Source organism: Leifsonia xyli subsp. cynodontis, assembly GCF_050632205.1.
Lineage (GTDB): Bacteria > Actinomycetota > Actinomycetes > Actinomycetales > Microbacteriaceae > Leifsonia > Leifsonia xyli_D.
This window is the reverse complement of the sequence record NZ_CP192578.1, coordinates 1298295-1323231: the sequence shown is the minus strand read 5'-3', so window position 1 is coordinate 1323231 and position 24937 is coordinate 1298295. Positions and strand designations below refer to the sequence as shown.

At 70.2% G+C, this 24937-nt stretch carries 25 protein-coding genes and 1 pseudogene; 18 read left to right on the top strand and 8 right to left on the bottom strand.

The window, feature by feature from the left end:
• Window position 1 precedes the first annotated feature (1 nt).
• The 3 genes from ACQ86M_RS06575 to ACQ86M_RS06565 all read left to right on the top strand — a co-directional run bounded on the left by ACQ86M_RS06575 (window position 2) and on the right by ACQ86M_RS06565 (window position 2930).
• Window positions 2–574, top strand: coding sequence for a dihydrofolate reductase family protein (locus ACQ86M_RS06575; protein WP_431247497.1), 573 nt, complete (start codon window positions 2–4; stop codon window positions 572–574).
• Between the two features lie 143 nt (window positions 575–717).
• Window positions 718–1455 (top strand): hypothetical protein, encoded by a 738-nt coding sequence (locus ACQ86M_RS06570; RefSeq protein WP_431247496.1) that lies wholly within the window; start codon window positions 718–720, stop codon window positions 1453–1455.
• Window positions 1456–1469: 14 nt separating this feature from the next.
• Window positions 1470–2930: a hypothetical protein gene (locus ACQ86M_RS06565; protein ID WP_431247495.1), complete on the top strand. Its 1461-nt coding sequence runs from the start codon at window positions 1470–1472 to the stop codon at window positions 2928–2930.
• On the opposite strand, the gene ACQ86M_RS06560 is transcribed toward ACQ86M_RS06565, so the two are convergent.
• A complete protein-coding gene (locus ACQ86M_RS06560; RefSeq protein ID WP_431247494.1) occupies window positions 2917–3381 on the bottom strand; it encodes an SRPBCC family protein in 465 nt (154 codons plus the stop codon). The two genes, ACQ86M_RS06565 and ACQ86M_RS06560, sit on opposite strands and share 14 nt — an antisense overlap.
• Before the next feature lie 86 nt (window positions 3382–3467).
• Between ACQ86M_RS06560 and ACQ86M_RS06555 the strand changes: the two genes are divergently transcribed.
• From ACQ86M_RS06555 to ykgO, 3 genes are all read left to right on the top strand, one after another.
• Window positions 3468–4232 carry an SRPBCC domain-containing protein gene (locus tag ACQ86M_RS06555; protein WP_431247493.1) on the top strand — a complete coding sequence of 255 codons (765 nt, stop codon included), beginning with the start codon at window positions 3468–3470 and terminating at the stop codon, window positions 4230–4232.
• A 115-nt stretch (window positions 4233–4347) separates the two neighbouring features.
• The gene (locus ACQ86M_RS06550) at window positions 4348–5199 is read left to right on the top strand and encodes a trypsin-like serine protease (protein ID WP_431221271.1); all 852 of its coding nucleotides are present in this window, start codon (window positions 4348–4350) and stop codon (window positions 5197–5199) included.
• A gap of 71 nt (window positions 5200–5270) precedes the next feature.
• On the top strand, window positions 5271–5393 hold the full coding sequence (ykgO, locus tag ACQ86M_RS06545) for a type B 50S ribosomal protein L36 (RefSeq protein ID WP_064108940.1): 123 nt from the start codon (window positions 5271–5273) through the stop codon (window positions 5391–5393).
• 69 nt (window positions 5394–5462) lie between these two features.
• On the opposite strand, the gene ACQ86M_RS06540 is transcribed toward ykgO, so the two are convergent.
• Both ACQ86M_RS06540 and ACQ86M_RS06535 read right to left on the bottom strand, forming a co-directional pair.
• On the bottom strand, window positions 5463–6524 hold the full coding sequence (locus ACQ86M_RS06540; protein WP_431247492.1) for a cation diffusion facilitator family transporter: 1062 nt from the start codon (window positions 6522–6524) through the stop codon (window positions 5463–5465).
• Window positions 6475–6900: an ArsR/SmtB family transcription factor gene (locus ACQ86M_RS06535; RefSeq protein WP_431247491.1), complete on the bottom strand. Its 426-nt coding sequence runs from the start codon at window positions 6898–6900 to the stop codon at window positions 6475–6477. The genes ACQ86M_RS06540 and ACQ86M_RS06535 overlap by 50 nt, the downstream gene beginning before the upstream one ends.
• 131 nt (window positions 6901–7031) lie before the next feature.
• Between ACQ86M_RS06535 and ACQ86M_RS06530 the strand changes: the two genes are divergently transcribed.
• The 3 genes and pseudogenes from ACQ86M_RS06530 to ACQ86M_RS06520 all read left to right on the top strand — a co-directional run bounded on the left by ACQ86M_RS06530 (window position 7032) and on the right by ACQ86M_RS06520 (window position 11679).
• Window positions 7032–7241: a heavy-metal-associated domain-containing protein gene (locus tag ACQ86M_RS06530; RefSeq protein WP_431221268.1), complete on the top strand. Its 210-nt coding sequence runs from the start codon at window positions 7032–7034 to the stop codon at window positions 7239–7241.
• 36 nt (window positions 7242–7277) lie between these two features.
• Window positions 7278–9574: pseudogene (locus tag ACQ86M_RS06525) on the top strand (heavy metal translocating P-type ATPase).
• A 44-nt stretch (window positions 9575–9618) separates the two neighbouring features.
• Window positions 9619–11679: a heavy metal translocating P-type ATPase gene (locus ACQ86M_RS06520; RefSeq protein ID WP_431247490.1), complete on the top strand. Its 2061-nt coding sequence runs from the start codon at window positions 9619–9621 to the stop codon at window positions 11677–11679.
• 144 nt (window positions 11680–11823) lie between these two features.
• On the opposite strand, the gene ACQ86M_RS06515 is transcribed toward ACQ86M_RS06520, so the two are convergent.
• Window positions 11824–12087, bottom strand: a complete 264-nt coding sequence (locus ACQ86M_RS06515) for an SHOCT domain-containing protein (protein ID WP_431247489.1) — start codon at window positions 12085–12087, stop codon at window positions 11824–11826.
• 131 nt (window positions 12088–12218) lie between these two features.
• Between ACQ86M_RS06515 and ACQ86M_RS06510 the strand changes: the two genes are divergently transcribed.
• The 3 genes from ACQ86M_RS06510 to ACQ86M_RS06500 all read left to right on the top strand — a co-directional run bounded on the left by ACQ86M_RS06510 (window position 12219) and on the right by ACQ86M_RS06500 (window position 16624).
• Window positions 12219–12686 carry a hypothetical protein gene (locus ACQ86M_RS06510; protein ID WP_431247488.1) on the top strand — a complete coding sequence of 156 codons (468 nt, stop codon included), beginning with the start codon at window positions 12219–12221 and terminating at the stop codon, window positions 12684–12686.
• Window positions 12687–12769: 83 nt separating this feature from the next.
• Window positions 12770–13378: a DUF305 domain-containing protein gene (locus ACQ86M_RS06505; RefSeq protein WP_431247487.1), complete on the top strand. Its 609-nt coding sequence runs from the start codon at window positions 12770–12772 to the stop codon at window positions 13376–13378.
• Window positions 13379–13510: 132 nt separating this feature from the next.
• Complete coding sequence (locus tag ACQ86M_RS06500) at window positions 13511–16624, top strand: HAD-IA family hydrolase (RefSeq protein ID WP_431247486.1); 3114 nt, start codon at window positions 13511–13513, stop codon at window positions 16622–16624.
• A gap of 15 nt (window positions 16625–16639) precedes the next feature.
• Here the strand turns inward: ACQ86M_RS06500 and ACQ86M_RS06495 are convergent, their stop codons facing one another.
• Window positions 16640–16942 carry a YciI-like protein gene (locus tag ACQ86M_RS06495; protein WP_431247485.1) on the bottom strand — a complete coding sequence of 101 codons (303 nt, stop codon included), beginning with the start codon at window positions 16940–16942 and terminating at the stop codon, window positions 16640–16642.
• 119 nt (window positions 16943–17061) lie between these two features.
• Between ACQ86M_RS06495 and ACQ86M_RS06490 the strand changes: the two genes are divergently transcribed.
• Genes ACQ86M_RS06490 through ACQ86M_RS06475 form a run of 4 tightly spaced genes read left to right on the top strand, consistent with a single transcriptional unit; the run spans window position 17062 to window position 19386 of the window.
• Window positions 17062–17427 (top strand): PadR family transcriptional regulator, encoded by a 366-nt coding sequence (locus ACQ86M_RS06490; RefSeq protein WP_431247484.1) that lies wholly within the window; start codon window positions 17062–17064, stop codon window positions 17425–17427.
• Window positions 17428–17429: 2 nt separating this feature from the next.
• Window positions 17430–17810 carry a DUF1048 domain-containing protein gene (locus ACQ86M_RS06485; protein WP_431247483.1) on the top strand — a complete coding sequence of 127 codons (381 nt, stop codon included), beginning with the start codon at window positions 17430–17432 and terminating at the stop codon, window positions 17808–17810.
• Window positions 17807–18625: an ABC transporter ATP-binding protein gene (locus ACQ86M_RS06480; protein WP_431247482.1), complete on the top strand. Its 819-nt coding sequence runs from the start codon at window positions 17807–17809 to the stop codon at window positions 18623–18625. Before ACQ86M_RS06485 ends, ACQ86M_RS06480 begins: the two co-directional genes overlap by 4 nt.
• Window positions 18622–19386, top strand: coding sequence for an ABC transporter permease (locus ACQ86M_RS06475; protein ID WP_431247481.1), 765 nt, complete (start codon window positions 18622–18624; stop codon window positions 19384–19386). Before ACQ86M_RS06480 ends, ACQ86M_RS06475 begins: the two co-directional genes overlap by 4 nt.
• A 261-nt stretch (window positions 19387–19647) precedes the next feature.
• On the opposite strand, the gene ACQ86M_RS06470 is transcribed toward ACQ86M_RS06475, so the two are convergent.
• Window positions 19648–22254 carry a methyltransferase domain-containing protein gene (locus tag ACQ86M_RS06470; RefSeq protein ID WP_431247480.1) on the bottom strand — a complete coding sequence of 869 codons (2607 nt, stop codon included), beginning with the start codon at window positions 22252–22254 and terminating at the stop codon, window positions 19648–19650.
• Between the two features lie 147 nt (window positions 22255–22401).
• On the opposite strand from ACQ86M_RS06470, the gene ACQ86M_RS06465 reads away from it, so the two are divergent.
• Complete coding sequence (locus tag ACQ86M_RS06465) at window positions 22402–22668, top strand: hypothetical protein (RefSeq protein ID WP_431247479.1); 267 nt, start codon at window positions 22402–22404, stop codon at window positions 22666–22668.
• A 2-nt stretch (window positions 22669–22670) separates the two neighbouring features.
• Here the strand turns inward: ACQ86M_RS06465 and ACQ86M_RS06460 are convergent, their stop codons facing one another.
• A complete protein-coding gene (locus ACQ86M_RS06460; RefSeq protein WP_431247478.1) occupies window positions 22671–23075 on the bottom strand; it encodes a RidA family protein in 405 nt (134 codons plus the stop codon).
• Between the two features lie 334 nt (window positions 23076–23409).
• Between ACQ86M_RS06460 and ACQ86M_RS06455 the strand changes: the two genes are divergently transcribed.
• Window positions 23410–23898: an FBP domain-containing protein gene (locus tag ACQ86M_RS06455; RefSeq protein ID WP_431247477.1), complete on the top strand. Its 489-nt coding sequence runs from the start codon at window positions 23410–23412 to the stop codon at window positions 23896–23898.
• A 56-nt stretch (window positions 23899–23954) separates the two neighbouring features.
• Here ACQ86M_RS06455 and ACQ86M_RS06450 read toward each other — a convergent pair whose 3' ends face one another.
• On the bottom strand, window positions 23955–24839 hold the full coding sequence (locus tag ACQ86M_RS06450; RefSeq protein WP_431247476.1) for a class II glutamine amidotransferase: 885 nt from the start codon (window positions 24837–24839) through the stop codon (window positions 23955–23957).
• Window positions 24840–24937: the final 98 nt, after the last annotated feature.

Genomic DNA, 24937 nt, shown 5'->3' with positions numbered 1-24937 from the left:
GATGGCAACGGTCCTGTACATGTCGGTGTCGCTCGACGGATACATCTCGAAGCCGGACGACTTCCTGGGCGGTGACGACGGAAACCGGCTTCACGAGTGGTACGCGCCCGGCGGCGACGCCTCCGCTCTCACCGGCGAGGCCGCAGCCCTTGCCGGCGAGCTCGACGCGATCGGTGCGGTCGTCACGGGCCGGCGGACCGCCGAGCTGATGGACCACTGGGGTGGCGATGTGCACAACGGCGTCCCCATCTTCGTGCCGAGCCATCGGCCACCCGGTCCGGCCGCGCGCTGGGGCTATCCCAACGTCCACTACGTCCTCGACGGGGTGGCGAGCGCCATGGGGCAGGCGGTGGAGGCCGCAGGCGATCGCGACGTGTACGTGCAGGGCGGGTACACCGCGCAGAAAGCCCTCGAGGAGGGGGTGCTGGACGAGATCCAGGTGCACCTCATCCCGGTGCTCCTGGGCGGAGGTCACCGTCTGTTCGACCTGCTCCCCCGCGAGATCGAGCTGGAGATCCTCAGGGTCATCGACACCCCGCACGCCACGCACATCCGGTATCGGGTGGTGCGCTGATCGCGGCCTTCCCCGCGCCGTTCGCTCTCGACGCGCATCCCGCCAAGGCGGCACCGGCCCTGATCGCCGACGACGTCCGTCACTTCGCCCGGATCGACGCCAGCCTCGCCGCCGAACGCCAGGAGCTCGAGGGGCGCCTCGCCGTGCTGCTGGCAACGCCGGGAGGCAACGGACAGGAGGCGTACGAGCGCGAGGTGGAGGTCGTCCGGCTGAACCGGCGCGGCAGGCTGCTGCGCCGCTTCGGCGCCGACTTCTGCATCGGCCGCGTGATCACCTCGACGGGCACGATCTACGTGGGGCGCATCGGCCTCACCGACGCCGACGGGGAGCGGCTCCTCGTCGACTGGCGCAGCCCGGCGGCCGAGCCGTTCTTCCGTGCGACCCTCGCGCATCCGCTCGGGGCGGTCGCACGGCGGCGCTACCGCTGGACCGACCGCCGGGTGACGGACTACTGGGATGAGACGTTCACGGACGAGGGTCCCCTCTCCCCCGCGGCCCTCGACGATCAGTCCGCCTTCATCGCCTCCCTCGGCGCAAGCCGCACGCCCCGGATGCGGGATGTGCTCGGCACCATCCAAGCCGATCAGGATGCGATCATCCGCGCGGACGGGCGCGGAGCCCTTGTGGTCGACGGCGGCCCGGGCACGGGCAAGACGGTGGTCGCGCTCCACCGCGCCGCCTACCTGCTCTACTCCGACCCGCGCATACGGAGCGGGCATGGGGGCCTGCTGTTCGTGGGCCCGTCGCACGCCTACATCGACTACGTCGCCGACATCCTGCCCGGACTCGGCGAGGAGGGGGTTCGCGCCTGCACCATCGCGGACCTCGTGCCGGGGGCGCGGATGCGGCCCCCGAGCAGGATCGTCGCATCGCGCTGCTGAAGGGCGACGGCCGGATGCCCGGGGCGGTCGAAGCCGCGATCGCCCTCTGGGAGCGCCCGCCGACCCGTCCGGCAGTCCTCGACACACCGTGGGGCGAACTGCGGATCGCCCCGCGAGACTGGGCGGAGGCGATCGGCGCTGCGAATCCCGCCGCGCCGCACAACGAGATGCGGGCTGAAATCTGGGAGGCGCTGCTGGACGTCCTCGTCGACCTCATCTCCGCGCGAACGCGGCAGGGCGGTGCGCAGACGGACGATGGATGGCTTGACGACGGGTGGACAGACGACGGGTGGCCAGACGACGGGTGGCCAGACGACGGGCGGGCCACCGGGAGCGCGGGCTGGGACGGCGACACCCGCCGCCGGGGTTTCGATGGCGAGGAGGAGTTCGACGCCTACGGTCTTCAGCGAGGGAACCCCGAAGCCGAGAGGATCCGCCGAGCGCTGGCGGACGAGACAGAACTGACCGACGTGTTCGATGCGGTGTGGCCGCTTCTCGACCCCGGTGCTGTCGTCCGGAGGCTGTGGAGCTCGCCGACCCTGCTGCTCCGCTGCGCCCCCTGGCTGACCGCCGACGAGGCCGCGCTCCTGCAGCGGTCGCAGGCGAGCCCCTGGACGCGCTCCGACCTGCCCCTGCTGGACGCCGCTTCGCAGCGTGCCGGGGACCCCGAGCGCGACCGCCGACGGCGGGCCGAGCAGGCACGCGCGAGGGCCGACCGTTCGGTGATGGACGAGGTGATCCGGGATCTCATCGCGAGCGACGACTCCGAACTCAAGACCATGTCCATGCTGCGAGGGCAGGATCTCCGGGCGACACTCGACACCGCCGAGGGAAATGAAGCGTCCCCCACCGACCTTCTGGCCGGTCCTTTCGCTCACATCGTCGTGGACGAGGCGCAGGAGCTGACGCCGGCCGAGTGGCTGATGCTGACCCGGCGGGTGCCGTCCCTGAGCATGACGGTGGTCGGCGATCGCGCACAGGCCAGGCGCGGCTTCCGGGAGACCTGGAGGGAACGCCTGTCGGACGTCGGCCTGCCAGGCGCAACGGTGAGGACCCTCTCCGTCAACTACCGCACCCCTGTCGCCGTGATGGATGCGGCGGCACCGGTCATCCGCGCCGTCCTGCCGGACGCGAACGTCCCGATCTCGGTCCGCGACAACGGCATCCCGGTTCGGTTCGCGCCGTCGGCGGAACGGGAACGCATCCTCGCCGACTGGTCGTCTGTTCATGCGGAGGGAATCGCCTGCGTCATCGGAGATCGGGACTACGCGGGCGGCCCACGCGTGCGGTCACTCGACGTGGTCGAGGCGAAGGGGCTCGAGTTCGACCTCGTGCTCCTCGCGCCTCCCGCCCCCGACGGAGGCGCCGCCGTCGAGCCCGGCGCCGACGTGGCGGCAGCGGTCGACCGGTACGTGGCCATGACCCGGACGACGGGTGAGCTGGTGGTCCTGCTCCCGGACGCTAGCCCGCCGTGACGAGCCGGACCAGATTGTCCAGCTCGTTTGCTCGGCCGGCGAGCAGGCGCTCGGTCCACACGTCGTCGTGCAGCTCCTCGACCTGCATGACCACCCTCGTGCCGTCGCCCACCGGTTCCAGGTCGACGACGGTCAGTTGCTCGTAAGGCTCGTGGTCGGGCACGAAGTCGATGACCGAGCGGTAGGCGAGACGGCGCGGCCGATCGAGTTCCGTGAAGAATTTGCGCGCCTGCGTGCTCAGCGGGAGGCCGTTCTGCTCCAGGAAGGCGACCTGAGCCGGGTCCTCCGCGGTCATGGTGTAGACCAGCTCCCCCGCCGGACGGAGGTCGATGCTGTCGACCTCGGTCCGGAAGCCGTCCGGCGCCCACCAGCGCGAGATTCCCTCGGCAGTGGTCCACAGCTCCCAGATCGTCTCGGGGGCCGCTGGAACGGTGCGTTCGATGGTCTTCATGGTCGTTCCTCTCGGAGGTTTGCAACGGTACGAGCCAGACGATATATTCGTCCTAACGAATGTGTCAAGAGGGAGACAGAGTGGATGTGCAACACGCACTGGCGGCGATGGGTGAGCCTGCGAGGTTCCGCATCGTCACCCTGCTGAGCGCGGGACCGCGAACCGTCGGAGAGGTGGCGACCGCTGTGGGCGCCCTCCAGCCCCAGACGACGAAGCATCTCCAGGCGCTCGAAGCCGCCGGCGTCATCCGGGTCGAGCGCCTCGGTCGGCGCCGCCTCGCCCAGCTAGACCGCTCCGCCATGGCAGAACTCGCGGACTGGTTCGCCGGGCTCGGATCCGAGACGGCCGACGACGTCGCGCTCGCCCGGTACGCCGAAGCCGTGAGAACTGCCGGCGCGAGCGCCGACATCCTGCTGGAGCGGACGTTCCCAGCGTCCACGGACGCCGTGTGGCAGGCGTGGACCGACCCCGCCGAGGCCGCCCGCTGGTGGGCGCCCCGACACTTCACGGTGGTGCGGTGCGCGATCTCCCCCGAGATCGGCGCGCCTGTCGAACTGGTGCTGCGCGAAGCGGACGGCGCCGAGTACGCCTCCTCGGGAGCAGTGCGAGATGTCGTCGACGGCCGGCGAGTCGTCTTCGACCTCTCCCCCGTCGACGCCGACGGCCGGCGGTTCTTCGAGGTGGTCGTCGAGGTCACCCTCTCCCCCGACGGCGATACCGATGGCGGCGGCACCGCGCTCAGACTGCGCATCACCGCATCCGGAGCCGACGCGGCGTCCGCACCGATGATCGCCGGCCTCGAGCCCGGATGGAGTCAGCAGCTCGACCGGCTCGCACGGCTACTGGGCTGACCGGTCCTGCGCATGTGCGCAATCCCGCACCCCCTCCCCTGCTGCCTCTGGATGAATTCTGAGGGAACGTACATACTCGGAGAATCGAAACCGCTCCGAGATCCAAGGGGGATCCATGCGCAAGAGAATCCTGGCCGCCGCCATCGCGTTGGCCACGCTCGCCGGACTGGCCGTCGGCACACCCGCGGTCGCCAGCACGGGTGGTACAGCCGATGGGGACAAGCACCCGGATGTCGGTCTGATCCTGTTCTACGACGCGGACGGCCGCTTCCGGTGCTCGGCGACGCTGGTGTCGCCGACGGTCGTGCTGACCGCCGCCCACTGCACGTCGGGGACGCTGGGAAAGACGCTCGTCACCTTCGACTCGGTCATCGCCGAGCAGCCGCCCGCGCCGTTCCCGGTCGCCGCCGACCCGAGCGCGGGATACACCGCCGCCGAGATCGCGGCCGCCGGCTACTACTCGGGCACGGCGTACACGCATCCGAAGTACTCGGACTTCACCGACACCGCGAACTGGAACGACGTGGGCGTGATCGTGCTGGACCAGCCGGTCGCCTCCTTCGGGTCGGGGTACCCGCAGATCGCGCCGGTCGGCACCCTCGACGCCATCAAGACGAGCGACCTGTCGAAGACGCTGTTCACGGCCGTCGGATACGGCACAGAGGTGCGCAAGCCGGAGTCCGGCCCGCAGAAGCCGCAGCCGATGAGCTACCCGCTCATCCGCCGCTACGTGGACATGCCCGGCCAGAAGCTCACGCCGCAGATCCTGCAGACGAACGGCAACCCGAACGACACACGCGGGACCGGCGGCACCTGCTTCGGCGACTCGGGCGGTCCGGTGTTCCTCGGCGACAAGCTCGTCGCCGTGACGAGCTACGGCTACACCGACAACTGCCGCTACCTCGGCGGGTACCAGCGGATCGACATCCCGGTGGTCGACGCCTGGCTGGCGACTTTCGGGGTCTGATCCCCGGCTCGGCGAATAAAACGCGGCCCTCTCGTGTTATTGAGAATAGGTTTCAACAAGGGAGGTCCGTCATGAAGGTTCGCAACTCGCTGAGTTCGCTCAAGTCGATGCCCGGCGCTCAGGTGGTGCGCCGCCGGGGCCGCACGTTCATCATCAACAAGAAGAACCCGCGGATGAAGGCCCGTCAGGGCTGAGCGGCACCCGCAAAGAGGGGCGCAGGATCACCGATCCTGCGCCCCTCTTCACTGTCCACGGTCGCGTCGTCAGTGGTCGGCGGCCACCGGGGTGACGACGAAGTCGTCGAGGTTCCGCAGGTCGCCGCGCACGCGGTCCGAAGCGTGCTCGGCGACATGGGTGGCGTCGTGCAGGCTCTGCGCGCTCGTGGTGACGACGGCCGATCCGAGAAGGCGGTGCCCGGACCAGCGCAGCTTGACGCTGCGGACGCCGGTGACACCTTCGGTGTGCTCGAGGCCGTGCTCCACCCGCTCGATCAGGTGCGGGTCGACGGCGTCCATCAGGCGCGCGCCGACGGACTTCACGGTCCCCCACAGCAGGATCAGGATGGACACCGCGATCAGGAGGCCGATGATCGGGTCGGCGATCGGGAAGCCGAGCAGCACGCCGATCGCGCCGAGGACGACCGAAAGCGACGTGACGCCGTCCAGGCGCGCATGCACGCCGTCCGCGACCAGCGCGGCCGAGCCGATCCTGCGGCCGACGCGGATGCGGTAGATCGCCACCAGCTCGTTGCCTGCGAATCCGATCAGGCCGGCCGCGATGAGCCACCAGGCGTTCTGCACGGGATGCGGATGGATGAAGCGGTCGATCGCCTCCCATCCGGCGACGACGGCCGAGAGCGCGACGACGAAGATGATGAAGAGCCCGGCCAGATCCTCGGCGCGCCCGTAACCGAAGGTGTAGCGGCGGGTCGCCACGCGCCGGCCGAGCACGAACGCGATCCACAGGGGCACTGCGGTGAGCGCATCCGCGAAGTTGTGGATGGTGTCGGCCAGAAGTGCGACTGACCCGGTGAACAGCACGAAGCCGAACTGCAGGATGGTCGTGCCGAGCAGGATCAGCATGGACACCTTGACCGCCGTCACGCCGGCCTTGCTCGCCTCGAGCGCGTCGTCGACCGAGTCGGCGGCATCGTGCGTATGCGGGACGAACAGGTCGTAGAGGAAGCCCTTCACGCCGCCGTGCGGGTGCGAGTGGCCGTGCTCGTGGTCATGATCATGGCCGTGGTCGTGATCATGGTCATGGCCGTGCTCGTGGTCATGGTCGTGCGCGTGCCCGCCGTGCTCGTGCGTGTGGGTGCCGCTCATGCGCCGACCCCTCGGCCACGGCGGCCTGCGCGTGGTGGTGCCTCGGGGTGCCGCCGAGCGAGTGCTCCGCCTGGAAGATCGCGTCCGTGACGAGCCGGCTGGCATGCTCGTTCTCAAGCCGGTAGAACACCCGCTGCCCGTCCTGACGGGTCGAGACGATTCGCGCGAGGCGCAGTTTCGCCAGGTGCTGCGACACCGCCGACGGCTGCTTGTCGAGGATGTCCGCCAGGTGGTTCACCGACAACTCCCCCGCGTCCTTGAGCGCCAGCACGATCCGCACCCGCGTCGCGTCCGCGAGCATCCCGAACACCTCGACGGCGAGCTCGACGAACTGACTGTCGGGAAGACGGCCGCATATCGCCTTATCTGCATCCATACGCAGATTATAGAGGACCGGTCCGCACGCGCCCGCACGGCCCCGTCGAGCTTGCGGGAATGCCACCCGGGGGTATTCTGTTCATACACACCGATACCCTCTCGGGGTATCCCTACGTCAACGGAGGACTCATGGAGACGATCGACTACCAGGTGACCGGAATGACCTGCGAGCACTGCGAGCGGGCGGTGTCCACCGAGGTGGGGCAGGTCGCCGGCGTCGACGGCGTGAAGGTCTCGGCGACCGATGGCGTTCTTCATGTCACCACCGGCAGCGGTGTCGACGATGCCGCGGTGCTGGCCGCGGTCGACGAGGCCGGCTACGCCGCCGTCCGCAAGTAACGACCACCCTCGATCCCCCACCGCAAGGAGTACGACATGGCAGCCTCCCCCGCTCCAGCCGCACGTGGCGCGATGCTCGAACTCGAGGTCGGCGGAATGACCTGCGCGTCGTGCGCCATGCGGATCGAGAAGAAGCTGAACCGCCTCGACGGCGTCACCGCGACGGTCAACTACGCGACAGAGAAGGCGCGCGTCTCGATTCCGGCCGGCATGGAGGTGGCCACGGTGATCCAGGAGGTGGAGAAGACGGGCTACACCGCCGCTCTTCCGTCCGGGCGACCCGCGGCCGCCGACGAGGACAGCGACCCGGAGCTGACGGGATTGCGCAACCGTCTGATCGGCAGCATCGCGCTGTCGGTGCCGGTCATCGCCCTGGCGATGATCCCCGCTCTGCAGTTCACCTCCTGGCAATGGCTCTCGCTGACGCTCGCGGCGCCGGTCGTCCTGTGGGGCGCATGGCCGTTCCACAAGGCCGCGTTCATCAACGCCCGCCACGGCGCGGCGACGATGGACACCCTGGTGTCGATCGGCACGCTGGCCGCGTTCGGCTGGTCGCTGTATGCGCTGTTCTTCGGCACGGCCGGGATGCCGGGCATGACGCACGGCTTCAGCTTCACCGTGGCCGCCTCCGACGGCGCGGGCAACATCTACCTCGAGGTCGCGTCCGGGGTGACCACGTTCGTCCTCGCGGGCCGCTACTTCGAGAAGCGGTCGAAGCGGCAGGCCGGCGCGGCGTTGCGGGCGTTGCTGGAGTTGGGCGCGAAGGATGTCGCGGTGCTGCGGGACGGTCAGGAGTCCCGCATCCCGATCGAGAGGCTGCAGGTCGGCGACGAGTTCGTCATCCGGCCCGGCGAGAAGATCGCCACGGACGGCGTCGTCGTCGACGGTGCGAGCGCGATCGACATGTCCCTGCTGACCGGCGAGTCCGTTCCGGTCGAGGTCACCGTCGGCGATGCGGTGTCCGGTGCCACGGTCAACGCGGGCGGCCGACTGCTCGTGCGGGCGACCCGCGTCGGCAGCGACACTCAGCTCGCCCAGATGGCCACGCTGGTGGAGGAGGCGCAGTCCGGGAAGGCCGAGGTGCAACGCCTCGCCGATCGGATCTCCGGAATCTTCGTTCCGATCGTGCTCGGCATCGCCGTCGTCACCCTCGCCGCGTGGCTGATCACCGGCCACCCTGCCACGACAGCGTTCACCGCCGCCGTCGCGGTGCTGATCATCGCCTGCCCCTGCGCGCTCGGCCTTGCCACCCCCACTGCGTTGCTGGTCGGGACGGGCGCGGCGCGCAGCTCGGCATCCTGATCAAGGGACCGGACGTGCTGGAGTCGACCCGAACCGTCGACACCATCGTTCTGGACAAGACGGGCACCGTCACCACGGGGAAGATGACGCTGATCGACGCCGTGACAGCTCCCGGGGTGGACGAGACCGAGCTCCTGCGCGTTGCCGGCGCCGTCGAGGCAGCCTCCGAGCACCCGATCGCCCGGGCCATCGCCGCCGCAGCGGCCGAGCGCACCGGATCGCTCCCTGCCCCGGAGGACTTCGCGAACATCGAGGGTCGCGGAGTGCAAGGCGTCGTCGACGGCCACCTGGCACTGGTCGGCCGTGCGTCGCTTCTCGAGGACTGGTCCATCCCTCTCGGCCACTCCCTCACCGCCGCGAAGGACGCTGCGGAGGCAGCCGGCCGGACGGTCGTCAGCGTCGCCTGGGACGGCGAGGCCCGCGGACTGCTCGTCGTCGCTGACGCCATCAAGCCGACCAGCCGCGAGGCGGTGGCCGCCTTCAGGCAGCTCGGCCTCACCCCGATCCTACTGACCGGCGACAACGCGACGGTCGCGCGGGAGGTCGCCGATACCGTCGGCATCGAGACGGTCGTCGCCGACGTGCTCCCCCAGGACAAAGCAGAGACCATCCGCCGACTTCAGGCCGAGGGCAGGACCGTGGCGATGGTGGGCGACGGCGTGAACGATGCCGCAGCCTTGGCGACCGCGGACCTCGGCCTCGCGATGGGCACCGGCACCGACGTCGCCATCGAGGCCGCCGACATCACCCTCGTCCGCGGCGACCTGCGGGCCGCAGCCGATGCGGTCCGCCTCGCCCGCCGCACCCTGGGCACCATCAAGACCAACCTGTTCTGGGCGTTCGCCTACAACGTGGCGGCGATCCCGCTGGCCGCCCTCGGCCTGCTCAACCCGATGATCGCGGGAGCCGCGATGGCGTTCTCCAGCGTCTTCGTCGTTAGCAACAGCCTCCGGCTCCGCGGCTTCCGGCCCCGCGGCGCCGCCACCGCACCGGCTGCCGACACCTCCACCCGCATCCTCGAGACCGCCTGACAACTCAGGACCCCAGCACATCACCCAGGTGAAGGGCTCACACCATGACCGATCACAACGGACACGACCGCCACGCCGGCCACGGCGACCACGTCGGTCAGTTCCGGCGGCTGTTCTGGATCATGCTGATCGTCGCCATCCCCGTGGTCGGCTTCTCTCCGATGTTCGCCATGATCCTGGGGTACCCGCTGCCCGACGCGGCCTGGGTCGCGTGGATCTCACCGATCCTCGGCACCGTCATGTACGCGTGGGGAGGCCGCCCCTTCCTCACCGGCGCGGTCAGCGAGTTGCGCGCCCTCAAGCCCGGCATGATGCTGCTGATCGCGCTCGCGATCACGGTCGCCTTCCTCGCCTCCTGGGGCGCCAGCTTAGGGCTCCTGGACCATGGACTCGACTTCTGGTGGGAGCTCGCGCTCCTGATCGTGATCATGCTGCTGGGGCACTGGATCGAGATGCGATCCCTGGCGCAGACCACATCGGCGCTCGACTCGCTCGCCGCTCTGCTCCCCGATGAGGCGGAGCGTGTGGAGGGCGACAGCACCGTGCAGGTGGCTCCCGCCGACCTGCAGGTCGGCGACGTGGTCGTCGTCCGTCCTGGCGGACGCATCCCGGCGGACGGGCGCATCGTCTCCGGCTCGGCCAGCATGGACGAGTCGATGATCACGGGCGAATCCCGCACCGTCCGCCGCGATGTCGGCGACGCCGTCGTCGCGGGCACGGTCGCGACCGACTCCGGCCTGCGCATCCAGATCACGGCGGTCGGCGACGACACCGCCCTCGCGGGCATTCAGCGCCTGGTCAGCGACGCGCAGAACTCCTCCTCCCGCGCGCAGCGCATCGCGGACACCGCGGCGGCGTGGCTGTTCTGGTTCGCCCTCGGCGCCGCCGTCATCACCGCCACGGTCTGGACGATGATCGGGCTTCCCGACGAGGCCGTCGTACGGACCATCACCGTTCTGGTGATCGCCTGCCCGCACGCACTCGGGCTGGCCATACCGCTGGTGGTCTCCATCGCCACCGAAGGCGCCGCCCGCGGCGGTGTCCTGGTCAAGGACCGTCTGGCGCTGGAGAGCATGCGCACCGTCGACACCGTCCTCTTCGACAAGACGGGGACCCTCACCAAGGGCGAACCCGCCGTCATCGCCGTCGAGACGACCGACGGCACCAGCTCCGATCAACTGCTGGGCCTGGCGGCCGCGGCCGAATCCGACTCCGAGCACCCCCTGGCGCGGGCGATCGTCGACGCCGCGGCCGCTCACAAGCTGCAGGTGAGCAGGGCGACCGGTTTCGAGTCGTCCCCGGCCGTCGGCGTGTCGGCCATGGTCGACGGCCACAACGTTCGCGTCGGCGGCCCCAACCTGCTCGACGAGGCGGGGGTCGACGAGCTGCGCGTCGCCGATTCCTGGCGGGAGGATGGCGCGATCATCCTCCACGTCCTCATCGACGGGCAGGTGGCCGGCGCGCTGAAGCTCGCCGACGAGATCCGAGAGGAGTCCCGGCAGGCCGTCGATGCACTGCACGCCCAGAACGTGCAGGTCGTGATGATCACGGGCGACGCCGACGCTGTCGCCACGTCGGTCGCGACCGAGCTCGGCATCGACCGGTACTTCGCCGGGGTCCGGCCGGAGGACAAATCCGCCAAAGTCAAAGAACTCCAGGCCGAAGGCCGCACGGTGGCGATGGTCGGCGATGGCGTGAACGACGCCCCCGCCCTCGCCCAAGCCGACGTCGGCATCGCCATCGACGCCGGCACGGATGTCGCGATCGCCTCCGCCGGAGTCATCCTCGCCAGTGACGACCCCCGCTCCGTGCTGTCGGTGATCGAGCTCTCCCGGGCGAGCTACCGCAAGATGAAGCAGAACCTGTGGTGGGCGGCCGGCTACAACCTGATATCCGTCCCGCTCGCGGCCGGCGTCCTCGCACCCATCGGCTTCGTCCTGCCGATGTCCGTCGGCGCCCTCCTGATGTCCCTGTCCACCATCGTCGTCGCACTCAACGCGCAACTGCTGCGCCGACTCGACCTGCGACCGGAGACCAGCGCCCGAGCCGCCCTCGACCGCTCCCGTACGCTGCCCGAGACCCGGCAAGCCGCCTCCCACGTCTGACCACCCTTGGAGCCCTATCCTCACCAGATCTCGGCGCTGCCGTCCGCGCCGAAGAGACCCAGGAAGCGAGCGACGCCATCGCCCGGCTCGTGAGGTCCTAGACGTACTCCGTCGGGCCAGCCGGGCGAAGGCCACGGCCCTCGCTCAGCGCGCCTGCTTGTTCTGAGCGTCCTGAAGCTGGCCGCGTCTGCGGCGGTACTCCTCGTCGTCGATCTCGCCGGCCGCGTAACGTCGATCGAGCAGCTCGAGAGCACTCGGAGGGCGCGCTCCGTCGCCCTGCCCGCCTGACGCGTCGGGCCTCCGTGCCAAGACGACGACGAGGACGACCGCCGCGGTGACGAGCAGGATGGGCACGAGCATCCACAGGATCCACCACCCGCCTGCTCCGCCCATCATCCATCCGTACATGTCCCTCTCCTTACTACGATCACCAATATGAGCGCCGGTCCACCCGCCAGCCGGGCCTTTGGTCCTGTCCAGGTGAACCCCCGGCGGGTATTCAGGGTGGGAGCGCTACCGTCGAGGTGAAAGGAGGGCACATGTCGATCACGGGCGGACCTGCGCACACGCGCACCTGGCGACGTGCCCTCGTCACGCTGACGGCCGTCGTCGGCGTGCTCGCCGGACTGCTCGCGATGCATGTGCTGGATGCGCCGACGGGCGCCCAGCACGGGATGGCGATGGCCCACGTCGCCTCCGGGCACGCCGTGCCCGCCCACGCTGCGTCGACCCATGACGCGTCGGCTGCCACCGCTACGACGCAGGGCGCGAGCGCCGACGCGAGCTGTGCCGCCGGCGGTTGCGACCCGACGCACGCCATGACCCCGATGGTGTGCACCCTCGCCCTCCTCGCGGCCACCATCCTTCTCCTCGCTCCCGCCGTGGCCCGCGCACTGCTCGGCATCGGCTCGCGAGCCGCGCCCGCCCTGCTGACCAGGGCTCTCGCCCGCGCCGCCGAGTCCCCACCACCACCATCCCTTCTGGCTCTCTCCGTCGATCGCAGATGACCCGAGGCGGCACCCCGCGCACCCGCGCGGGGCGCTCTCGCCTGCCCGTCATCCACCGACACACACGACGAAAGAGACCATCAATGAGAATCCGACTGATCGCCATCGCCTCCGGCGCCCTCCTCACCGCAGCCGCACTGGCCGGCTGCACGGCCGGCTCCTCCGGCGCCGACTCCGGAATGGGCGACATGCCCGGCATGGACCACGGCACCTCGAGCAGTGGCCCGGCGGCCTCCGACCACAACCAGCAGGACATGACCTTCGCCAGGGACATGGTCGCCCACCACCAGCAGGCGATCGAGATGTCCGACACGCTCCTCGCCAAGCAGGGCGTCGATGCGCGGGTGACGGAACTCGCCGAGAAGATCAAGGCGGCCCAGCAGCCCGAGATCGACACGATGAACGGCTGGCTGTCGACCTGGGGTCAGAAGACCGACATGGGCGATATGGACATGGGAAGCGACGGCATGATGACGCAGCACGACATGGACGCGCTCAAGAACGCATCCGGCGCCGACGCCTCGAAGCTCTTCCTGACACAGATGATCGAGCATCACCAGGGCGCGATCGCCATGGCCACGACCGAGACGGAGAAGGGACGGGCGACCGACGCCGTCGCGCTGGCGAAGAAGATCGTCGCGGCACAGACCGCCGAGATCGCCACCATGAAGCAGCTGCTCGCCGGCTTCTGACCGCCGCACGCGGTGCCGCCACCCTCCTTCGGATCGGTGGCGGCGCCACGCATGGCGGGACCTTCGCCCCGAGAGGAGCGCGCGCCCTCGCGGTACGTTCGGCGCGTCTGCTCGCCGCGGGAGGGAGGCACGATGGACGCGCTCCTCGACCTCCCCATCGCGGGGGCCGTGCTCGACATGGATGGCGTGCTCACCCGCACGAGGGACCTGCACGAGCGGGCGTGGGGCCTGCTCTTCGATGCCGAGCTGCCACGGCTGCTGCCCGGAACCGCTCCGTTCGCCCCGCTCGACTACGAGCGGTACGTCGACGGGCGAAGCCGCGAGGACGGCATCCGGACTCTGCTGACCGCCCGCGGCCTCGCTCCGGAGCGGATCACCGCCGAGCTGGTGGCGCGCCTCGCGGAGAGCAAACAGGGGCTGTTCGAGCACCTGCTGGCGTCGGCGGACGGCGTTCCGCTCGTGCCGGGCGCGGTCGACCTCCTCCGGGGCCTGCGGTCGGCGGGGGTCCGCATCGCCGTCGCGACCGCGAGCCGCAACGCTCCGGCCATCCTCTCGCGCGCCGGGCTCGGAGCGCTCGTCGACGAGGTGGTGGACGGCAACGACGCGCTGGCCCGCGGCCTGCCCTCGAAGCCCGACCCTGCCGTCTTCCTCGAGGCGTGCGAACGTCTCGGCGTCGCGCCAGCGGGGTCGCTGCTGGTGGAGGACTCCGTGGCGGGAGTCACCGCGGCCGCCGCCGCCGGGTTCGCTCTGGTGGTGGGCATCGCGGCGCATCCGCGCGCGGCGGCCTCCCTGCGCGCCGCCGGGGCGGATGCGACCGTGCCCAGCCCCGGCGTGCTCGAGGTGACACCGGATGCGCGCCTGGGCCGCACGGGCCCCTCCGACCCCTGGGTCCTCGCCTACACGAGCTACGACCCGGCGGCAGAGGGCACCCGCGAGAGCCTCTGCACGCTCGCGAACGCGTACTGGGGTGTGCGTGGCGCCGCAGAGGAGGCGCGCGCCGACGCCATCCATCACCCCGGCACCTACCTCGCCGGCGTGTACGACACGACCGAGGACGGGCCTGGCGCGGTCGAGGAGATCGTGAACCTGCCGAACTGGCTGCCGCTCCTGCTCCGCGTGGAGGACGGCGGGTGGCTGACGGCGGACGCGACGGATGTGGTCTCCTTCCGCCAGGAGCTCGACCTGCGGCAGGGCGTGCTGCGGCGTTCTCTGGTCTTCCGCGACGCGGACGGCCGCGAGACCGCGGTGCGCTTCCGGCGGCTCGTCTCCCAGGCCGATACGCGCCTCGGCGCCGTGCAGGCGACCGTCACGGCTCGCAACTGGAGCGGCCGGCTCACCATCCGCAGCGGCATCGACGTGGCCGGGCAGGAGAAGGGACCACCGCGCGGCTACGTGATCCGCGATAGCGGACAGCCGTCCGGCGACACCCTGCTCCTGGCCGTGGAGACGGTCGACTCGGGCGTGCACGTCGGCCTCGCGGTCCGGACGCGCGTCTACCGCGGCGACCGCGCCGAGCCGGCTCCGGTTCAGGCGCCGGCTCCATCGGTCGCCGACGGCGAATCGCTCCACCAGGAGCTGACCGTCGAGCTCCGCGAAGGCGAGACGGTGACGGTCGAGAAGGTCGCGGCGGTGAGCACGTCACGCGACCGGGCGATCCGCTCGGCGCCGGGCGCAGCGCAGGCCGCGGTGGACCGCTGCGCGCGGTTCGCCGGCCTGCTCGACGAGCACGGGCGCGCCTGGGAGCGCCTATGGGCCGACTTCACGGTGGTCCTCCGTCCGCAGAGCGAGGCGAGCATCCCCCTCCACCTCAACACCTTCCACCTGCTGCAGACACTCGCGGGCGCGACCGCCGACCTCGATGTCGGCGTGCCCGCGCGCGGGCTCCACGGCGAGGCGTACGGCGGCCACGTCTTCTGGGACGAGCTCTTCGTCTATCCGGTGCTCACGCTGCGACGCCCGGCGGTCAGCCGCGCGCTCCTGGCCTACCGCCATCGCCGCCTGGGCGCGGCCCGCATCGCCGCTGCGGACGCCGGCCGCGACGGCGCCTGCTTCCCCTGGCAGAGCGCGACCACCGGCGAGGACGTCACACCGCACCGCCTGTTCAACCCGCTGACACGCGAGTGGATGGCGGACAACTCCCGCCTGCAGCGGCACGTCGGGCTCGGCGTCGCCTACAGCGCCTGGCAGTTCTACCAGCTCACCGGCGACAGCGAGTACCTCGCGGAGGAGGGCGCCGAGCTCATCGTGAGCGTCGCCCGCTACTTCGCCTCGCTGGCGACCTGGGAGGAGACGACCGGACGCTTCTCGATCGCGGGCGTGATGGGCCCCGACGAGTTCCACGACGGCCCGCCCGCGCATCCGGGCGCCGGGCTCACCGACAACGTCTACACCAACGTGATGACCGCCTGGGTGCTCCTGCGCGCGGTGGATACGGCGCGCATCCTCTCGGCGCGCCCCGACGCCTCCGCATCCGACGCGCTCGGCCTCTCGCCGGCGGAGCTGGAACGCTGGTCGTACATCGCCAAGCGCCTGCGCATCATCTTCAACCGCGACGGGACGCTCTCGCAGTTCGACGGGTACGACGCGCTTGAGCCGCTGCCGCTCGACGAGTACCGCGAGCGTTACCCGAGCATCCAGCGCCTCGACCTGATCCTCAACGCCGAAGGGGACTCGACCAACCGATATCAGGTCTCGAAGCAGCCGGACTCGCTCATGCTGCTCTACCTGTTCTCCGCCGAGGAGCTGCGCGAGTTGCTGCGGCACATGGGGTATCCGCTCGACGCGGACGTCATCGTGCGGACGGTCGAGCGGTACTCGCGCACGTCGACCTACGGCTCCACCCTGTCCAATGTGGTCCACTCCTGGCTGGAGGCCCGCGGCGACCGCAGCCGGTCGTGGCAGTTCCTGGAACGCACGCTGCAGAGCGACATGGCGGACATCCAGGCCGGGACGACCCGGCAGGGCGTCCACCTGGCGGCGATGGCGGGCTCCGTCGACCTCCTCACCCGGTGCTATGCGGGGCTGGAGGCGCGCGCGGACATGCTGTGGTTCCACCCGCTGCTGCCCGCCGAGCTGGAGGCGCTGGAGTTCACCATCGTCTACCGCGCCCACCGGCTCCGGGTTGCGATCACCCGCACGACGCTGACGATCGCGTCGGCGGCGGGATTCGCGGACCCGGTGCGCGTGATCGTCGAGGGCCAGCCGGTGCTGTTGCACACCGGTGAGACCCGCGAGTTCGAGCTGTGACGGGCGGCCGGTCAGCTACGGGCGGATCGGTGTCGCCGCGCCCTCGCCGATGACCGTGGTCCACGGCCGCGCCGTCCACGACGAGACGACGCCGTTGACGACGTAGGGGTCGGCCTCGGCGAACCGCGTGGCGGCGGCGACCGGGTCGTCCCCCTGGAAGATCAGCAGCCCGCTGTACGGGCCCTCGCCCACGGCACCGCCGAGCAGCAGCTCGCCGCGTTCGACCGCCGCCCATCCCGCGGCCAGGTGCGCCGGCCGGTGCGCCTCGCGCGCCTCCAGGTAGTCGTCTGCGTAGGTGTACTCGAGGGCGGCGTGCATCAGGCTTTCCTTTCCGGGGGTGGTGCCCAGAATATCCTCCTGTATTCGGTGTTGCTAAGTACCGGTACTCAGTGTTACTTTGTACCGGTAGTCAACATCACTGAGTAGGAGGTGACCCGATGGGCAACCAGATGACGGAGATGCTGAAGGGCACTCTCGAAGGCATGGTCCTCGCGATCCTCGCCGGCCGTCCCGCATACGGGTACGAGATCACGTCGCGCCTACGCGACCAGGGCTTCACGGAGCTCGTCGAGGGCACGGTCTACGCCCTCCTGGTGCGTATCGAGCAGCGCGGCTTCGTCGACGTGGAGAAGGTGCCGAGCGAGAAGGGACCGCCGCGCAAGGTGTACTCGCTCAACGACCAGGGGCGCGAGCAGCTCGAGGAGTTCTGGAAGACGTGGGGCTTCCTCTCCGAACGCATCGAACGACTCCGCGACGACGACAACGGCACCACCGCACGCAGCAACGACGAAGGGAACGACTGATCATGGCAGCGAAATGGATCGAGACGATCACCGGGTCGCTCGAGCAGAAGAAGCAGTACCGGCAGTACATGGCGCGGTTGGACGCCCTCCCCGAGCCCTACCGGGCCTCGGCCAAGGCCTTCCACCGCTACTTCCTCTATCAGGGCGGCCTGGTCGACGGCGACGTGCTCGTCACCATGCTCGGCGACTTCGCCGACCTGTGGGAGCGTGCGGCAACCGACGGCACACCCATCCGCGAGGTCGTCGGGGACGACCCCGCCGAGTTCGCCGAGACGTTCGCCGAGGCGTACACGGGCAAGCGCTGGATCGACAAGGAGCGGGAGCGCCTGACGAAGGCGATCGACGAGGCCGCCGGCGAGCAGTCGGAAGGGCGGCGATCATGAGCACCGCGACGCTCGAACCCGCCATCCGGGTGCAGGGCATCACCAAGTCCTTCACGGAGGTGGAGGTGCTGCGCGGCGTCGACTTCGCCGTCGCTCCGGGCAGTATCTTCGCCCTCCTCGGCTCCAACGGGGCCGGCAAGACCACGCTGGTCCGCATCCTGGCCACCCTGATCAAGCCGGACGCCGGCGACGCGAGCGTCCACGGCTTCGACGTGCTCTCGTCGCCGGCCGACGTTCGCCGGTCGCTCAGCCTCACCGGGCAGTTCGCCGCGGTGGACGAGGTGCTGACCGGGCGGGAGAACCTCCAGCTCGTGGCCCGGCTGCGCCACCTGAAGAACCCGGGCGAGGTGGCGGACCGGATGCTCGCCCGCTTCTCGCTCAGCGACGCGGCCGACCGCAAGGCCGGCACGTATTCCGGCGGGATGCGGCGGCGGTTGGACATCGCGATGAGCCTGATCGGCGACCCGCCGATCGTGTTCCTCGACGAGCCGACGACCGGCCTCGACCCGCAGGCCCGAATCGAGGTCTGGGACGCGATCAGGGAGCTGGCGCGCGCGGGCACCACGATCCTGCTCACGACGCAGTACCTCGATGAGGCCGAGCAGCTGGCCGACCGCATCGCGATCCTGCACAAGGGCGCGATCATCCAGAACGGCACCCTCGCGGAGCTGAAGAAGCTGCTCCCCCAGGCCACCGTCGAGTACGTGGAGAAGCAGCCGACCCTCGAGGAGGTCTTCCTGGCCCTGGTCGGCGACGACAACGCCGAAGACACGCCCGCCGGCGAAGCCGGCGCGGCAGGGAAGGAACTCCGATGAGCACCTACGTCCTCAGCGACACGCGCACCCTCACCGCGCGCTCGCTGCGACACATCCTCCGCAGCCCGGACACGATCATCACCACCGCGGTCACGCCGATCGCCCTGATGCTGCTCTTCGTGTACGTGCTCGGCGGGGCCATCCGGATCGGGTCGGACGAGTCGTACATCGACTACATGCTGCCCGGCATCCTGCTGATCACCATCGCCTCGGGGATCGCGTACACGGCGTACCGGCTGTTCCTCGACCTGCAGGGCGGGATCTTCGAGCGGTTCCAGTCGATGCCGATCGCCCGGTCGTCGGTGCTGTGGGCGCACGTGCTCACGTCGCTCGTCGCCAACGTGGTGTCGGTGGCGATCGTGATCGGCGTCGCGCTGATCATGGGGTTCCGGACCGGCGCCTCTGTGGGCGCGTGGCTCGCGGTGGCGGGCATCCTCATCCTGTTCACGCTGGCCCTCACCTGGATCGCCGTGATCGCAGGGCTCTCGGCGAAGACGGTGGACGGGGCGAGCGCGTTCAGCTACCCGCTCATCTTCCTGCCGTTCATCAGCTCGGCCTTCGTGCCCACGGAGTCGATGCCGGCGCCGGTCGCCTGGTTCGCGGAGAACCAGCCGGTGACGTCCATCGTGAACACGATCCGGGCGCTGTTCTCGGGGCAGCCGGTGGGATCGGACATCTGGGTCGCGTTGGCGTGGCTGGTCGGAATCCTGGTGGTGGCCTACGCCTTCGCGATCGCGAAGTACCGCCGCAAGTTCAACTGAAACAGATGCGGCCCGTCGCCCGCCTTCCCCCGGGAGGGCGGGCAACCGTGTCGGCCCCGTCAATTGTTGACGGTTTCGGTCCCCCACATTGAGGACATGGCGGTCCGCCGGTAACGTTGTGGACAGCCCGGGGATGCCGGACTCGAAGCGGAAACGTGTTCACTCGAACGAAGACGTCTCAACCCGACGTGAACGGAACGGCATCCCGGGGGAACCCCCATCCCATCGAGGTCGTTCCGCCGATCGACACGGCGTGGCGGGTCAGTCGACGCGCGCGAGCACGATCAGGGGCGTCAGGTAGTGCTCCGTCACCGTGCCGCCGAGATCCCGAACCGCGAGTGCGGCGTCGTCGGCCTCTCCGGGCGACCAGTCGCTGAAGGTCGTGAAGAGGCCCCGGATCGCATCCTCGTCCAGGTCGATCGCCCAGTGGAACTCCTCCACGTGCACGGCCTCGAACAGGCCGCCGGCTTCGAACAGGCCGCCGGCTTCGAGCAGCCGGACCCACTCGGCGGTGTCCGACTCGCCGGGCTGCCGTCGCGGAGGTGCGTCTCGCCGCGCGACGATCGCGTCGATGCGCTCACGGAACCGCGTCGGCGGCACAGCAGGGTCGCCGTAGGCGTTGCGCCACACCGCGAAGCGGCCGCCGGCGGCGAGGGCGGCGTGCAGCTTCGGGAGCACCTCATCCAACTCGAACCAGTGCACGGCCGTGGCGGCCGTCGCGAGGTCGAAGGCGGCGGTGGGGAGGTCCGCCTCTTCTGCGCCGGCCTGCAACACGTGGACACTCGGGAGGTTCTCCCGCAGCCGTGCGGCGAGGGCTGCACCCGGCTCGACAGCGGTCACGTCCATCCCGGCCTCCACCAGAAGGCGCGTCGCCTGTCCGGTGCCGGCACCGAGGTCCAGTGCCCGACGGCCGGCCACGAGCAGACCCAGTTCGGTCAGACGCGCGCGCAAAGCCTCGGGATACGGCGGACGAGCCCGGTCGTACAGGTCCGCGTGCCGGTCGAAATGCGTCGGGTCGGGCATGCGCGCGACTCTACGCCTCGCACGACGAGTTAGAGGGAGATGCGGTTGCGCCCCGAGTTCTTCGCGCGGTACATCGCCGCATCCGCCGCATCCAGCAGCTGCTTCGCCGTCAGGCCCGGCTCGATCGTGATGACGCCGCACGACGCCGTGACGGTCATCGGACCGCGCGCCGTGTCGATCGGCCTCGCGATCTCGCCGACCAGTCGTGCGGCGAACCGTTCGCCGTCCTCGCGCGAAGAGCCGGCGCTCAGCACGACGAACTCGTCGCCGGCGAGCCGCGAGATGACGTCGGTCGCGCGGCTGCCCTCGGTGAGGCGCCCGGAGATCGTGCGGAGCACCGCGTCCCCGTCTCGTGCCCGTGCCGGTCGTTGATCGACTTGAAGCCGTCGAGGTCGAGGAAGAGCAGCACGCCGCCCTCCCCTCGGTCACAGTCGCCTCGAGGCGGTGCTCCAGCGAGCGACGGTTGTGCAGGCCGGTCAGGTGGTCGACCAGCGCCAGCTGTGCCAGGCTCACCTCGCGCCGGCGATCGAGGGCCCGCGACAGGTCGCGGCCGAGCTCGCGCGCCTCCTCGGTGATCGGACCCCACGGCAGCGAGGAGCCCTCCACGCTCTGCCGCCACTCCGAGAAGGAGTTGCGCGGCGAGAGCAGGCTCCGCCGGTTCGCGGGGGTCTGGTCGCCGAGCCAGCGGATGACCTGCGACACCTCCTGACGGAAGAACAGCAGCACGCCGTGCGCGCCGACCGGCACCACCATCAGGCCGGCGAAACCGCGCATGAGCGTGGCGAGGCCGGGATGCGTGCGGCCCAGCTCGTGCGTGCTGAGCGGCTCGCTGCCCGCGGCGGCCAGGAGCAGGTTGCGATCGAGCAGCGGCACGGCTCCGACGCTTCGGCTGAGCCCGTCGATCGCGAGCACGGCGCCGTCGGCCTCGACCAGGCGGCAGAGCTCCGCGCCGTTGTCGGCCAGCGTCAGCAGCGGATCTTCGGACAGCGGGATACCCGCGAGCACGGCCGACCGCTGCTCCCGGATGGTGAGGTCGCGGCGCAGCTGTGCGATCGCTTCCAGCGCGCCCAGCTGCAGCGTGAGCTGCGTCGCGAGCACCTCCAGCGCGCGGCGGAGCAGGATGGGCATGCGCCGCTCGGTGCGGTGGGCGCACGTGATCATGCCGACGAGACGGTCGTCCTGGATGAGGGAGAACGAGACGGTCGACGCCTGCCCCATGTTGCGCATGAACTGCAGGTGGTGCGGCGAGACGGCCCGCAGCTCCGCGCTGCTGAGGTCGAGAGGAGCGGACTCCTCCACCGACAGCAGCGGAGTGCCGTCGTCCTCGGTGCTCACGATCTGCCGCGAGAGCTTCGTGAGGTACAGCGACCGCGCCTGCTGCGGGATGTCGGAGGCCGGGAAGCGCAGCCCGCGGTACGACTCCATGTCGGGCTCGGACGCCTCCCCCGCGACCTCCCCGTGGCCGTCCGGGAAGAACCGATAGACCATGACGCGGTCGAACCCGCTGATCCGCTTGACCTCCTCGGCCGCGGCCTGCCGCAGCTCATCGGCGCCGGCGAGCAGTCCGAGCGAGCGGATCGCGCCCACCACCGAGGCGGTCGGACGGTCGAGCATGCCGGTCGCGGGCTCCAGCTCGATGACCACGCGCTCACCGAGGCGGTGCGTGATGGCGTCGTACGCGCCGCCCGACAGCTCGACGCGGATGGGGTCGCCGTGCGTCTCCGCCGTCACGCTCCATTCGAGCGTCGGGCTCGCCAGGTCGGAGACCGACCGGCCCAGCCACTGAGCCGCGTTCTCGCTGACGGTCACGATCTCGTACGTCGCGATGTCGACGACGAAGAGCATCCCGAAGGATTGGATGCGGCCCGGGGTCCTGATCGGTTCCTTGACGCATTCCTCGAGCCTTTGCAGCTCCGACACGTCGGGTACCGCACCACCATCCACCACCACTCGACCCTAGTGCACGTTCCCGACAAGGGGGACGATGCGCACATGGATGCAGACGACAAGAAGACGCCGGCGGGCGAGCCCGAGTACCCCGATTACGCGGGATATCCGGACGGTCAGGGCACGCTCGACGAAGGCACCGGCGCGTACCGCGACGGCGACGGGAGCGAGAACGGGACCGGCGGAGGCGCCGTCGGGCCGACCGGGGACGAGGCCGCCGACGACGGTGGGCGCGACGACACCGGCGCCGAGGGAGAGGCCGTCGCCGAGAGTCTCACCGACCCGGACGCAACGGACAGCCGCGGGGTCTGACGTCACCCGGGCGGGTCAGCGCGGCACGGCCGCCACGGCGTCGATCTCGACGAGGGCGCCCGGGCGCGCCGGAGCGACCGCGAGCACGGTGACCGCGGTGCGATGGTCCCCCAGACGGTGCGCGTCGCACCGTAGGCGGCGGTCGGATCGATGCCGGGCGCCAGATGGATGTTCAGCTTGACCACCTGCTCCGGTCCGCTTCCCGCCGCCGCGAGCACGGCGAGCAGGTTGCGCAGGGCCTGCTCCGTCTGGGCCTGGAGGCCGTCGAGCAGGGCGCCCTCCGCATCCACCCCGTTCTGGCCGCCCACGAAGAGGAGCGGGCCCTCCGGAGCGATCATGCCCTGCGCGAAGGCGGGACTCCGGTACAACTCGGGCGGGTCGACCTGCTCGACTGTCGATTCGGTCATGGTGCGTCCTCCTGGTGTCCCTCGCAGTCTTCCGCCGACCACCGACATCCTGGGCGCGCCCGGCGCTAGAGTGGAGGGGTGATTCCGCTCAGCCCGCAGCCCGCCGCGATCGTCGCATCCGGCCTTTCGGCATCCGGGCGTCTGGAGGTCGTCGGCGCGCTCTGCGCCGGCACCAGATAGCGCTGCCTCTCTCGGTGATTCCGCGCGCCCTCGGCGCGCTCGCCCGTCACCCGGGCTGCCGCAGTTCGGCATGCCCGGCGACGGCTTCCGCGGACGACCGGTCGTTCTCGACCCGTCCGCCCATGACCGGTTCATGACAGTCAGGCCTTCATCCATGCTTCCTCTCGACGAGCAACAACTCCGCTCCTCCTTCGTCAACGCGTCGCAGCGCGAGCGCAAGGAGCTCACCCTCCCCGACCTGGCGCAGCTGCGCTGGGATCAGCTCGACTACCTCGGCTGGCGCGACCGCAAGCAGCCGGGGCTCGGCTACGTCGTCGCGATCGTCGACGGCGAGCCGATCGGGGTCCTCCTCCGGCAGGCGGAGGGGCGCATCCGCACCCGGCCGCAGTGCTCCTGGTGCGAAGACGTGCACCTGCCCAACGACGTCGTCTTCTTCATCGCCAAGCGCGCGGGGAAGGCCGGACGCAACGGCAACACCCTCGGCACGCTCGTCTGCTCCGCGTTCGAGTGCTCGGCGAACGTCCGGCGCCGACCGCCGACCGCCTACGTCGGGTTCGACGTCGAGGCGGCCCGCCAGCACCGCATCGACGCGCTCCGTGAGCACGTGGACGCGTTCATCCGTCGCGTTCAGGACGGCGACTGACGACGTGGATGGGGTGGTCGCGGCCGCCCCATCCACTCCCGCCCGTTCGCTGCCGGTCAGGCCGCCTCGTCCAAGAACGGCTCGTGGTGGTACCCGTCGTCGTCGAGCACGGCCACGGTCGACTCCGGCACCTCCACGAAGGCGCCCGGCAGGTCGCTCAGCGGCTCGGACACCACGACCTTGGCCTTCTCGCCGAAGACCTCCAGCCGGGCGGCATCGGGATAGAGCTCACGCAGCTCGGGGATCGCGGCCGAGTGGTACAGCGTGCGGGTGCGGTGCGCGGTCGAGTACCGGAAGGTCCAGAGCGTGTGACCGTCCGACACCGCGATCGTCCCCTGCATGGGGAACTCGATGCCCTTCGTCTTGCCCACCGACTCGACCATCCGGATCGCGCGGCCGAGCCCGGCCACCGGGTCGTCCTGAAGCCCGAGAGTGATGGCCAAATAGAACAGCACCTCGGTGTCGGTAGTCCCGTGGATCAGCGGGAACAGCGACGGGTCGATCGCGAGCACCAGGTCGCGCTTCGAGAGCAGGAAGCCGTCGAGGAAGCCGTTGTGCATGAACAGCCAGTTCTCGTGCCGGAAGGGGTGGCAGTTGGACTGCTGGATGGGCGGCCCGGCCACCGCCCGCACGTGCCCGAAGAACAGCGGACTGGCGATGGAGCCCGTGAGCTCACGCAGGTTCTCGTCGTTCCAGGCCGGCTCGACGCTGTGGAACAGCGCCGGGATGTTGCCGTTGCTCGGGTCTTCCGGATACCAGCCGAAGCCGAACCCGTCCCCGTTCACGGTCTCCGTCCCCAGCGGAGAGTTGAGCGACTGCGCGACCAGCGAGTGCTGCGTGTCCAGGATCAGCTCAGAGGGCCTGAGCGGCTCTCCCGAGTATGCGAGCCAACGGCACATGACTTTCCTCCCCGAGGTTCCCGATGCGGACGGCTGAACCATAGCTCCCGTCACCGTGCCGCGGGAATACACCAACGTGGGCCTGGACGCACACCTCGGCGACTTCGCTGTCAAGGCCTGGCCGCCGCTCGGCGTGTCCA